We start from the raw sequence: 12,351 nt of genomic DNA on the forward strand, positions 1-12,351 counted from the left end.
CCTCGTAGACCGCCGAGCCCAAGATGTCTGACGCCCTGCTTTCCCTGATCAATGGCGACATCGAAGCAGCCACCGCACTGCTGCAGCTGATCGACGACGAGTTCCAGGCGCTGCAGGTGCGCGACCTGGGCCAGCTGCAGAAGCTGCTCGATCGCAAGCTGCCGCTGCTCCAGCAGCTCGAGCGCAATGGTCGCGAACGCAGCCTGGCGCTCCAGCAGGCCGGCGTGAGTGTCGACCGCGAGGGTCTCGCCCAGCTCGCCCAGGCCAGTGGCAACGGCGAACTGCTGGCGCGCGGCGACGAACTCGCCGCCCTCCTCGATCAATGCCAGGAAGCCAACCAGCGCAACGGCAAGATCATCCGCGCCGGCCAGGCCAGCACGGGCCGCCTGCTCGACATCCTGCGTGGCCAGGACACGCCCAATCTCTACGACCGCCGTGGCGGCGCTACCCAGAGCAGCCGCCAGCGCCCGCTCAGCCAGGCCTGATCGCCGCTGCGACGCCACTCCGATTGTCGAGAGACGGCGCTGGTCTGCCCGCCCGCCCTAGGGCAAAATGCCATTACTCGCCCTGCCCTGTGCAACACTCATAACAAACACAATGGAGACCCGCGGACCGTGTCCAATCTGTTCGCCGAGGAAAATGGCCCTCAACCGCCGAAAGTGCTGAAAGCTCCGGTGGAGATCCATGCCAGCCTGAAAACGCTGATGGACAGTCACGATCCCCTGGTCGTCACCTTCGAAGGGCGCAGCCAGCGCTTCCAGAGTTTTGTCGTCGAGATCAACCGCGAGCGCAACATCGTCGCCCTGGACGAGCTGATCCCCAACGATGGCGAACGCTTCCTGCAGAACGGCGAGCAATTGCGCATCGAAGCCTTCCACGAAGGCGTGCGCATCGCCTGGGAAAACACCCGGAACGCCTTCTTCTCCGAGATCGACGGCGCCCGCTGCTACTGGCTGCCGGTGCCGGCCGAGATGCTCTACCACCAGCGCCGCAACGCCTTCCGCGCCCCGGTTGGCCAAGGCCAGCCCGTGCCGGTGGAGATTGGCGGCAGCAAGCTGAAGTCACCGCTCAAGGGCACCCTCATCGACATCTCCGCCACCGGCTGCAAGATCCGCATCGAAGGCAATGCCGCCGAGCGCCTGCAGCCCGGCCAGGTCTACGAGGAATTCACCGCGCGACTGCCCTTCGGCGCGCTGACCATGGAAGTCGAACTGCGCCACGTACACTTCGAGGACAAGGTCGGCTACAGCTTCGCCGGCATGCGCTTCCACCAGATGAGCGGGCTGGCGCAGCGCAACATCGAGCGCTTTGTCTACCAGCTGCAACGCGAAGCCCGGCGCTTCGAGAAGGACGAGCTGTTCTAGGTCGCCCGGGGCGGTAAGCATTTGCCGCCCTTCCCCGGCCGCCTCATGCGGGCCGGCTTTCTTCCTCGGCTTCTGCTTCCACTTCCGGCTCGACTGCCGGGGCGCTGTTGTCGTTGCCTGTCATCTGTTCCTTCACGGCCGCTTCATCGACCCGCGGGTCGAGGGCGGCGGACAGCGGCGAGGACGCCAGGCTGTCCGGCGTGGCGACGTGCTTGACCGGCGCCTCGTCGACCCGGTGCACGCCGCTGACCTTCTCCGGCTGCACGCGCCAGATGAGGATCAGCGAGCAGACGCAGACGAAGGCGTAGAGCATGTTGCTGCCGAACAGCTTCATCAGCGCGCCGGCCGCCAGCGGGCCGATGCAGGCGCCGACGCCGAAGGTCACCAGCAGCATCGCCGTCAGGGAAACGCGACGCTCACCCTCGACGTGGTCGTTGGAGAAGGCCACCGCCAACGGATACAGGGTGAACTGCACCAGGCAGACGACGAAGCCCATCGGCAACAGCCACGCCAATGAAATCGGCGGCACCGGCAGCAACGGCAGCGCCGCCAGCGGCAGGGCCACCACCAGCAGCAGGATAGCGGCGTTGCGGATCAGCACGGCGCGGTCGATGCGGTCCGACAGCCAGCCCAACGGCCATTGCACCAGCAGGCCTGCGAAGATGCAGCCGCCCATGAACAGGCCGATCTCCTCAGTGCCCAAACCCTGGTCCACCGCATAGAGCGGCGCCAGGCCGTAGAACGAGCCCACCACCAGCCCGGACACCAGCACCGTGGTCAGCGATTGCGGCACCCGCTGGATGAAGAAGCGCGGCTCAAGCGGAGCCGGACGCAGCGGCGCGGGATGGACCTTGTGGGTAATAGCCACCGGGATCAGCGACAGCGCGAAGCACAGTGCGATCAGCATCGGCAGCTCAGGACCGAGCCCCGGATGCACCACCAGCACCAGTTGGCCAAGCACCAGCCCCAGGTACGAAGCCACCATGTAGCCGGCGAACACGACGCCGCGCTGGCGCGCCTCGGCCTGCTCGTTGAGCCAGCTCTCGATGACCATGTACTGGCACATCATCCCCAGGCCGATGGCGACCCGCAGCACCAGCCAGAAGCCCAGCCAGGGCAACAGGCCGATGCCGAGCACCGCAGCGGTCACCAACCCGCCACAGGCGACGTAGGCACGGATGTGGCCGACGCGGGCGATCAGCCGGTGGCCGATCTTGCCACCCAGCACCAGGCCGAGGTAGTAGGCAGCCATCATGGCGCCGATCCACAGCCCGTCGACCTTCTCCGCGCCCAGGCGCAGCGCGAGGTAGGTACTGAGCAGACCGGAACCGGTCAGGAGCATGACGGCGGCGAAGTACAGAGCGCGGAAGGCAGTGACGATCCGAAGCATTGGACCTCCTGGTCCAGGACAACCCCGGCACGACGGTCGGGTAGCGGAAAGCGGGACTTGCGCTCACACCTTAGAGGCTGCCAATCGGCGCGTCGAGAGGCCTGCCGGGCCTGGAATGGCGCGTGTCGCGCGCGGTCATGCGGGGCATATCGAAGGATGTCGGCGGGATGAACGAGGATGGCCTGAAGATCGCCTGGAGATGGCTGCCGATCACAGCCGCGCCGGTTTCGACGCAGCTGTGTCAGCGTTTCCGCACTCAGGCCTGTGCGGCGAGAACGCGGCGCTCCCAGGGGGTGATCTCGTCGAAGAAGCTGGTCAGCTCCATGGATTTGGTCGCGCTGTAGCCGTCGATGAACTCGTTGCCGAACACCTCGCGGGCCAGCTCGCTGCGCTGCAGGCGCTGCAACGCGTCGTACATCGTGCAGGGCAGCAGCAGCTCCGGGGGCACCTCGAACTCACCCTGGATCGGCGCAGTGGGTTCCAGCGCTCGCTCGATGCCATGCAGGCCGGCCACCAGGCTCGCGGCGATGGCCAGGTAGGGGTTGGCGTCGGCGCCCGGCAGGCGGTTCTCCACGCGACGGGCCACCGGCGCGCTGGCCGGAATGCGCAGGCCGGCGGCGCGGTTGTCGTGGGACCAGCAGGCGTTGTTCGGCGAAGCGTAGGGATGGCACAGGCGCTGGAAGGAATTCACGTTCGGCGCGAACAGCAGGGTGAAGTCCGACAGGCACGCCTGCAGACCGCCGATGAAATGGCGGAAAGCCGGCGTGGCCTCGCCCTGGGCGTCGCTGAAGATGTTGCGGCCCTCGCCGTCGACGATGCTCTGGTGGATGTGCATCGAACTGCCCGGCGTGTGCGCCAGCGGCTTGGCCATGCACACCACGATAAGCCCGTGCTTGAGCGCCACTTCCTTGAGCAGGTGCTTGAACAGGAAGGTCTGGTCGGCCAGCAGCACCGGATCGCCGTGCAGGAAGTTGATCTCGAACTGGGTGGTGCCCATCTCGTGCATGAAGGTGTCGCGCTCCAGCCCTACCGCCGCCATGCAGCGATAGACATCCTGAAAGAACGGGCGCAGGCCGTTGTTGGACGACACGCTGAAGGCCGAGTGACCGATCTCGCGGCGACCGTCGAGGCCGACCGGCGCCTGGAAGGCTTCCAGCGGGTCGGGGTTGGGGGCGAAGACGAAGAACTCCAGTTCGGTTGCCACCACCGGGCTCCAGCCCCGCTCGGCATAGCGCGCGACCACCTGCTTGAGCAGGCCGCGGGTGGACAGGCCGGAGGGCTTGCCGTCGAGCTCCAGCGCATCGCAGATGGCGAAGGCGCGGGGTTCGTCGCTCCAGGGCAGGCGGTGGATCTGCGTCGGCTCGGCGACCAGGGCGAGGTCGCCGTCGTCGCTGCCGTAATACCTGGCCGGCGGATAGCCGCCCATGATGCATTGCAGCAGCACGCCGCGCGCCAGTTGCAGCCGGCGCCCGGCGAGGAAGCCCTCGCCGGTCATCACCTTGCCACGCGGCACCCCGTTGAGGTCGGGGGTGACGCACTCGATCTCTTCCACTCCAGCCAGGCGTTCGGCGAGTGGGCTGCGTAGATCGCTACTCATGACTTCTTATCCTTGTTCTTCTTGTCCCTGTCACAGGACGCCGCGCGAGGTGCGCGAGCCCGTACAAAATACGCACCACGCGTTCGATATTTCAAGCGGGCCAGAATGGGACCGTTGCTAAAGCCACCGAGCGGAGTAACGGGATGAGCACGACGTAGGATGGCGTGGAGCGCAGCGATACCCATCAAATCGGCGCACCGACAGCATGGGTATCGCTGCGCTCCACCCATCCTACAAAGGCCCACGCCGGGAAAATGGTGCGCGCACGTACGGATGCGCAGAATGAAAACGCCGCTCCGGGGAGCGGCGTTTTTCACTGCATCACCCAAGGTCAGAACAGATGGGTGAACAGCCAGTACAGCGACGCGGACAGCACGATGGCCGCCGGCAGGGTCAGCACCCAGGCCATCAGCAGGTTGCGGATGGTGCGCATCTGCAGGCCCGAGCTATTGGCGGCCATGGTGCCGGCCACACCCGAGGACAACACGTGGGTCGTCGACACCGGCAACCCATACATGTCCGCCGCACCGATGGTCATCATCGCCACCAGCTCCGCCGAGGCGCCCTGGGCATAGGTCAGGTGGGTCTTGCCGATCTTCTCGCCGACGGTGACCACGATGCGCTTCCAGCCGACCATGGTGCCCAGGCCGAGGGCGATGGCCACGGCGACCTTGACCCACAGCGGGATGAAGCGGGTCGACTCGTCGATCTTGCCCTTGAACGCGGCCAGCTTGCTGGTGGTATCCGCATCGAAGTTGCCGACCTTGTCCTTGTCCATCAGGCGGATCGCCTCGCTGGTCAGGTACATGTCGTTACGCACGTTGCCCATGGCTTCGGCCGGCACGCGCGCCAGGCTGCCATAACCCTTCACTTCCGCGCCGATGGCGCCGGTCAGCGCCGCCAGGGAAGGGATCAGCTCCGGCTTGGCTTCCTTGGTGCGCACGTACTCCGACAGCACCGCGCGCGGGTCGGCCGGGGCCGGCTGCGGAGCAGCACGGACCAGCGCCTGCTGGGTGACTTCGGCGACGGCGACGAACTGCACGGTCTGGTCCGCCGGCATGGTGCGGTTCAACGCGTAGGCCATCGGCAGGGTGCCGACCAGGATCAGCATGATCAGGCCCATGCCCTTCTGCCCGTCGTTGGAGCCGTGGGCGAACGACACACCGGTGCAGGTGAGGATCAGCAGGCCGCGAATCCACCACGGCGGCGGCGTCTTGCCCTTGGGCGCCTTGTACAGCGCGCGGTTCTTCAGCGCCAGCAGCAGGAACGCAGCGCAGACGAAGCCGATCAGCGGCGAGAGCAGCAGCGAATAGCCGACCTTGGCCGCCTGCGCCCAGTCGACGCCGCTGGTGCCATCGCGGCCGTGCATCAAGGCGTTCGCGATACCGACGCCGATGATCGAGCCGATCAGGGTGTGCGAGGACGACGCCGGCAGGCCCAGCCACCAGGTGCCGAGGTTCCACAGGATGGCGGCGATCAGCAGGGCGAAGACCATGGCGAAGCCGGCCGAGGAGCCGACCTGCAGGATCAGCTCCACCGGCAGCAGGGCGATGATGCCGAAGGCCACCGCGCCGCTGGAGAGCAGCACGCCGAGGAAGTTGAAGCAGCCCGACCAGACCACCGCGAAATGCGGCGGCAGCGAGTGCGTATAAATGACAGTGGCCACCGCGTTGGCGGTGTCGTGGAAGCCGTTGACGAACTCGAAGCCCAGGGCGATGAACAGGGCGACCCCGAGCAGCAGGAACGGCGTCCAGGTGGTGACCGCGGTGTGACGTCGTCGACATCGCGCACCAGGCTCCAGGCCGAGAACAGCAGGCCGATTGCGAGCACGGCGAAGAAGATGAAGGCGGTGATCCGGCCGGGCTTGTGTTCCAGATGGGGCCGGTCTTCGACGACGGGAACGGCCAGGGTATCGGTGGTCATGCTGGGAGTCCGCTGGGAGGGGGGCCCGGTCATGATCGGCGGCGAATGTTACAGGTTGTGTCTCAAGCAACCCTGCCGGCGGGCTGAGCGTAGGAGCAACTGTCTTCTTCTGAAATTCCGTGCCTACGTTTTCCCTCTCCCCAACCCTGGCTGCGCGCCCCGCTCCGAAGGCAGAGGGAGCCGTCCGTGCCGGCTGATGGCGTGGTTTCATCCTGCTTCGAACGGTCCCCTCTAACGCTTGCGGGAGAGGGCGAGGGGCTCTTGCAGGAGCGGACTCCGTCCGCGATGGCATCCGCCACGATGCGAAGCCGATCGCGGACGAAGTCCGCTCCTACGCGCTATGCCACACGTCAGTAGACCTCCGGCACCACGATCTCCCGCGGCGTCGGCGTGCGCGAGTAGTCCTCGTGGCGCTGGCGCTGCGGCAGGATCACCGCCGGGTGTTCCACCTCCTCGTAGGGAATCAGCTTCAGCAGGTGGCTGATGCAGTTCAGCCGCGCGCGCTTCTTGTCGTCCGCCTGTACCACCCACCAGGGCGCCTCGGGAATGTGAGTACGCTCGAGCATGATTTCCTTGGCCTTGGTGTAGGCCTCCCAGCGACGCCGCGACTCGAGGTCCATGGGGCTGAGCTTCCACTGCTTGAGCGGGTCGTGGATGCGGCTGAGGAAGCGCAGGTGCTGCTCATCGTCGGAGATGGAGAACCAGTACTTGATCAACTGGATGCCCGAGCGCGCCAGCATGCGCTCGAACTCCGGCACGCTGCGGAAGAACTCCTCGTACTGGTCGTCCGAGCAGAACCCCATCACCCGCTCGACACCGGCGCGGTTGTACCAGCTGCGATCGAACAGGACGATCTCCCCCGCCGCCGGCAGGTGCGAGACGTAACGCTGGAAGTACCACTGGGTCTGCTCGCGGTCGTTCGGCGCGGGGAGCGCGGCAACGCGGCACACACGCGGATTCAGGCGCTGGGTGATGCGCTTGATCACCCCGCCCTTGCCGGCGGCGTCGCGGCCTTCGAACAGGATCACTACCTTGTGGCCGGTTTTCACCACCCAGCTCTGCAGTTTCACCAGTTCGCCCTGCAGGCGGAACAGCTCGCTGAAATAGCGCCGGCGGGCGAGCTTCTCTTCGTCGACGTCGGCATGCTCGTCGAACAGCTCGTCGAGGTTGCGCACGTCTTCGAGCAGCTCCAGCTCCAGCTCCAGCTCTTCGTCGCTGTGGTCGAGCAGTTCGCGGTGGATGCGGCGGATCATGGATTCATGGGTCAGGGGCATGGCGGCGGCCTGCGGTTCGGGGCTTTGCCGCCAGAGTAGGAGCGCGCGGTGTCAGGCTGGTGACAGCGCCGGCACTGCGCGCCTGTTGCAGGAGCGGGCGTGCCCGCTCCTGCAACAGCAGGCTCACTGCTCGCGCAGCTCCATTACTTTGAGTTCCGGATCGGCCTTGATCTGCTCGTCGGTGAACGGCAGCTCCGGCCATTGCTGCCGGGCGAACAGCTCGGTCTGGTCACGATGATGCGGCGAGCCGGGTTCGCTGGATTGCGAGAACGCCAGCAACCCGCGCGCCTTCGGCCCGTCGGCGGTGAAGTCCACCAGCTGGATGTAGCTGCTGCCGCTGAGCACGCGGTAATGGTCGCCCTGCCACTCCGAGGTGATGGCGTTGTACACGCCCTCGTTGCCGGAGCCACCGGGGATGCCCAGCGGGTTGGCAACATCGCCGGTCAGTTGCAGCTCGCCCCACTTCTCGTCCGCACGGATGCTGCGCCCGTCGATCTCCTGTGCGGCGGCGGCCAGCGCCTGCTGCGCCTGCTGGCGAACCTCCGGCTTGTCCAGGGCGATGCCCGAGGGCGTGGCCAGCGGCAGCTTGGGCTCGAAGGGCAGGCGCCAGCCGCCGTCGATCTTCAGGAAGCGCGCGACGAAGGCCTGGAAGTAGGCAAAGCCCGGATTGCTGTCGAGGTTGACGTGGCGGTCCCACGAACCCAGCGCGGCACAGGCCGCTTCGGTGCCCGCCGGGGCCGGCTTGCACAGTTGCAGCAGGTCGTCGAGCAGCATGTCGGCCAGGTAGACGCGGTTGTCGGTGACCATCTTCTGCAGGTCGTCCGGGCCGATCTTGTCGTCGCCCTCCAGGCGCTCCAGGGCGAAGCGCGCACGGGCGCTGATCGGCACCGAATCGCGGCTCACCAGCGGCGAGAAACCGGTCAGCGGCTGCGCCGGGTTACTCAGCCAGGCGCTGTCGTTGGAGTTCTGCACGAAGTCCTCGCGCACAAGCGAAGGCATCTGCTCCGGCGGCGTCAGCCCTGCATGGCGAGTGCCCGGTGCGCTCGACCAGTTGCAGGCGCGGCGTCCGCCCTGCAATACCGGCAGGCCTTGTTTCTGGTACTCGGGGATCGCACAGTCGGCCAGTTGCTGCTGGCTCAGGTACGGCACCACCGACTGGTTGAGGTAGAGCACCTTGCCGCCCGCATCGGTGGCCAGTGTATTGACCCACGGGATGCCCTGCAGACGCTCCACGCTGTCACGCAATTCGTCCAGGCTGCGTGCGTGATCGATGGCGTACCACTGCTGCAGCACGCGGTCGTTGCCCAGGTTGGCGTCGCGCACCGCGAAAGCTTCGTTGCCATTCCAGGGGAATTTGCCGGGCACGCTGAGCAACGGGCCGTATTCGGACTCGTACAGCGTATGGCTGCGCGTGCCCACCCGGCCATTGGGCTCCAGCACGCGAACGCGCAGGGTGACTTCCTTCAGTGGCCGCGACAGGCCATCGACGCGGTAGCTGTGCGGGTTCTGCGGATCGAGGTCGAGGCGGTACAGGGTGAAGTGGCTGGAGGTGTCCACCGTGTGGCTCCAGGCCACGTCCTTGCTGAATCCGATGTTCACCAGCGGCATACCCGGCAGGGAGGCGCCCATCACGTCGAGCTGGCCGGGAATGGTCAGGTGCATCTGGTAGAAGCGCAGCGCGCCGAACCAGGGGAAATGCGGGTTGGCCAGCAGCAGGCCGTTGCCGTCCGCCGAGCGCTCGCTGCCCACGGCGACGGCGTTGCTGCCGTGATCGCGGTGGAAGTTTTCGCGCCGCTCCATTGATGCCACGACCTCAGCGTCGCTGACCACCGAGGTGCTCGCCTGTCCCGGCGGCGTGGCCGCAATCATGGCCTCGGCGAACTGCCCGGCACCGGCCTGCACCAGCAGACGACGGGTCAGACGCAGCAGGTCGTCTGCCTCCAGCGGGCGCAGCCAGGCCTTGCCGGCGCACTGCGTGCCGGCGGCCTGGGTATCCCACAGCCAGCGGTTGTAGCCGGCGGCGTAGCCATCGAGCAGGTCGCGGATCGGTTGCGGCTGGGCGCTGCGCATGCGGCGCAGGGATTCGTTGTCGTTGAGCCAGGTGAAGAAGAAGTCCGAAGGCAGGTTGCCGATGCCGGCGGAGGACTTGCCGTCTACGCCGAAGTAGCGCGAGCGCTCACCCCGCGCAGTGAGGACTTCCTCGGCCAGCAGGCAGGCGTTGTCGCGCGCATAGGCGTAGCCGATGCCGTAGCCCAGGCCCAGTTCGTCCTTGGCCTGGATATGCGGGATGCCGTAGCGGGTCCAGCGGATCTGCGCCTCGAGTGCTGCGCCATAGGCCAGCGCGGGCAATCCGGTGGCCAGCAGGCTACCGGCCACAGCGGCCAGTCGGAAGGTCTTGCTCATTGATTCCCTCAATGCTCGGATGACGGCCGGATGCCCGGCCAGGGGCACGCGGCCGCGCCGCTCGCGCGGTGCCGGTGCAAGGGGTTGGGTGGCGGCTCAAGTCCGCCCATGCAGCGCAGTGACGGTCATCGCGCCGCGCCTTCCGAGGCACGCGCGCAGGTAGGTTGCTGAGGACATGGATTCTCCTTTTCTTGTCGGGCGCCTCGCGAAAAATGGCGATGCGTCTCTTGAGGGCAACGGATGGGAAGCGCGCGAAATTAGCCCGTGACCGATGGCAATCGGCCACACCAGAAGGCTCTATCTCGCGGCTTCCACCCGTTCCAGAGGCATCGCGGGCGGTTCGACTTCAGGGCGTCGGGAGGGTTCCGGACTGACGTTTCCAACGACCGGGCGACTGCCCTGTCCAGCGCTGGAAAGCGCGGGAAAAACTCGCCGCCTCGGCATAGCCCAGGCACTGGGCTATGCCGTGAAGGTCCATGCGCGATTCGCGTAGCAGGCGTTCGGCGAGACGCTGCTTGATGCCGTCGTTGAGCGCCTGCAGGTTCTGCCCCTCCTCGGCCAGACGGCGTTGTAGCGTGCGCTCGGAAAGGCCCAGCCGCTCGGCCACCGCGCTGGCGCCGAGCAGGCTGGCGGAGTCGCGCAGCAGCAGTTGCTGAACCTGCCGCGCGGTGGGTGTGGCGACCAGCGTCAGCGCCAGCTCGCCACAGAGGCGTTCGCAGAGTTGCTCGCCGCTGTCGCGGGCGCTGATCTGCGCTTGTGGCAGCGGCGCTTGCAGGTCTTCCAGCGCGAAGAGCATGGCGTTGTGCGGCGCATCGAACTCCGGTTCGATGCCGAAAGTGTCGAGGAACGGCGAGGTGTCGCCCGGTGCCGCACTGCGCAATTGGATGGCCAGCGGCCGCAAGGGCCGCTGCAGCAATTCGCCGGAAAGCTGCCAGCACCCGGCGATGCCGCGCTCCACCACGAAGGCGCGGGCATCCTCCGGCAACACCCGGTCGTCGTACACCAGCCAAAACCCGCGCGCTTCTGCTTCGCTGCTCACCGGGCAGAGCGTCAGCGCCAGGCTCTGGAAACGCCCGAAGGTTTCGAAGGCCTCCTGCAAGGTACGGCTGGCGAGCATGGTGAATCCCAGCAGTCCCAGCGAGGTGAGGTGATAGCGCCGCCCCGTCGCCAACCCGAGACCGGGTCGGCTGACCCGTTGCAGCAGGTTGCGGATCACCGCCAGCTCCTGCCAGGCCTGGATACGCCCGGAACGCGCCTGCAGGTCGGCCAGAGCGATGGCGCTGCCCACCAGGCAATCGTCCACGCCGATGCCCTCCTCGCGGGCGCTGTCGAGCAGGTACTGCACTCCGGTGATCTCGCGGGTCTGGCGCCAGTCCATCGGTGATTCCTCGCGGGCGGCTACTTGGCGGAGATAGTCAATTTTTGGCGGACTTGATCATGGAAGAAAGTGGCGGCGCTGACCATGCTTCAGGTGCCAATAACACTCACAAGAGGCTTCCCCATGTTCGAGTTCTTCTACGCGCTGCCGAGCCAGAACCGCGCCGCCGAGTACAAGCACTTCCGCATCGTCCCGGCCACCGGCGCCATCGGCGCGGACGTCAGCGACGTCGACCTGACCACGCTGGACGAAGCCGGCTACGCCGAGCTGCGCCAGGCGCTGCTGGCGCACAAGGTGCTGTTCATCCGCGACCAGTCGCTCAGCGTGGAAGCCCTCGAAGCCGTGACCCTGCGCTTCGGCGAATTCGGCCGCGAGCCTTACGTGGTCGGCATGGACGATCATCCGCACGTGGTGCGGGTGGTGAAGGAAGCCAACGAAAAGACCCCGGTGGTGTTCGGCGGTGCCTGGCACAGCGACTGGTCGTTCCAGGAGCGCCCGCCGGCCTTCACCCTGCTCTACGGCCACGACATCCCGCCGTTTGGCGGTGACACCCTGTACGCCAACCTGGCGCTGGCCTACGAATGGCTGTCGCCGAAACTGCGCGCGCAACTGGAAACCCTCGACGCCATCCACAGCCCCGAACGCGCCTACGGCGCCGAGGCCAAGCACAACGACCTGATGGAGAACATGGCAGTGCGCTACGGCAGCCATGACGGCGAAGTGCGCTCGCACCCGCTGGTCACCAGGCACCCGGAGACCGGCAAGAAAGTCCTCTACATCAACCCGGCCTACACCAGCGGCATCAAGGGCATGCGCCCGGCCGAATCGCAGCCGCTGCTCGACTACCTGTTCAGCATCGCCACCCAGCCGGCCTTCACCTGCCGCATGCGCTGGAGCGCCGGCACCCTGGCGATCTGGGACAACCGCAGCACCTGGCACTACCCCGTGTCGGACTACCACGGCATGCGCCGCGAGATGTACCGCACCACCGTCGTCGGCGAAGTGCCGAGCCGCTGAGGAGC

General features: G+C 66.7%; 8 protein-coding genes and 1 pseudogene. 3 read left to right on the forward strand and 6 right to left on the reverse strand.

The window, feature by feature from the left end; translation table 11 throughout:
* Positions 1 to 23: 23 nt before the first annotated feature.
* Both flgN and MJ122_RS01725 read left to right on the forward strand, forming a co-directional pair.
* Positions 24 to 485 carry a flagellar export chaperone FlgN gene (gene flgN / locus MJ122_RS01720; RefSeq protein ID WP_017520246.1) on the forward strand — a complete coding sequence of 154 codons (462 nt, stop codon included), beginning with the start codon at positions 24 to 26 and terminating at the stop codon, positions 483 to 485.
* A 129-nt stretch (positions 486 to 614) separates the two neighbouring features.
* The gene (locus MJ122_RS01725) at positions 615 to 1,364 is read left to right on the forward strand and encodes a flagellar brake protein (RefSeq protein WP_088416695.1); all 750 of its coding nucleotides are present in this window, start codon (positions 615 to 617) and stop codon (positions 1,362 to 1,364) included.
* Between the two features lie 43 nt (positions 1,365 to 1,407).
* On the opposite strand, the gene MJ122_RS01730 is transcribed toward MJ122_RS01725, so the two are convergent.
* The 6 genes and pseudogenes from MJ122_RS01730 to MJ122_RS01755 form a co-directional block, all read right to left on the reverse strand.
* Complete coding sequence (locus MJ122_RS01730) at positions 1,408 to 2,754, reverse strand: MFS transporter (RefSeq protein ID WP_088416694.1); 1,347 nt, start codon at positions 2,752 to 2,754, stop codon at positions 1,408 to 1,410.
* Between the two features lie 256 nt (positions 2,755 to 3,010).
* Positions 3,011 to 4,249 (reverse strand): glutamine synthetase family protein, encoded by a 1,239-nt coding sequence (locus MJ122_RS01735; RefSeq protein WP_239742783.1) that lies wholly within the window; start codon positions 4,247 to 4,249, stop codon positions 3,011 to 3,013.
* 433 nt (positions 4,250 to 4,682) lie between these two features.
* A pseudogene (locus tag MJ122_RS01740) lies at positions 4,683 to 6,274 on the reverse strand (inorganic phosphate transporter).
* Positions 6,275 to 6,624: 350 nt separating this feature from the next.
* Entirely contained in the window at positions 6,625 to 7,527 is a 903-nt protein-coding gene (ppk2, locus tag MJ122_RS01745) for a polyphosphate kinase 2 (protein ID WP_239742784.1), read from the reverse strand.
* A 144-nt stretch (positions 7,528 to 7,671) separates the two neighbouring features.
* Positions 7,672 to 9,951, reverse strand: a complete 2,280-nt coding sequence (locus MJ122_RS01750; RefSeq protein ID WP_239741955.1) for an acylase — start codon at positions 9,949 to 9,951, stop codon at positions 7,672 to 7,674.
* A 346-nt stretch (positions 9,952 to 10,297) separates the two neighbouring features.
* A complete protein-coding gene (locus tag MJ122_RS01755) occupies positions 10,298 to 11,329 on the reverse strand; it encodes an AraC family transcriptional regulator (protein WP_239741957.1) in 1,032 nt (343 codons plus the stop codon).
* A gap of 123 nt (positions 11,330 to 11,452) precedes the next feature.
* Here MJ122_RS01755 and MJ122_RS01760 point away from each other — a divergent pair, with 123 nt between their 5' ends.
* Entirely contained in the window at positions 11,453 to 12,346 is an 894-nt protein-coding gene (locus tag MJ122_RS01760) for a TauD/TfdA family dioxygenase (RefSeq protein ID WP_239741959.1), read from the forward strand.
* The last annotated feature ends 5 nt before the right edge of the window (positions 12,347 to 12,351 follow it).

It is taken from the genome of Pseudomonas sp. DP-17, from assembly GCF_022380625.1.
Taxonomy (GTDB): Bacteria; Pseudomonadota; Gammaproteobacteria; order Pseudomonadales; family Pseudomonadaceae; genus Pseudomonas; species Pseudomonas nitroreducens_A.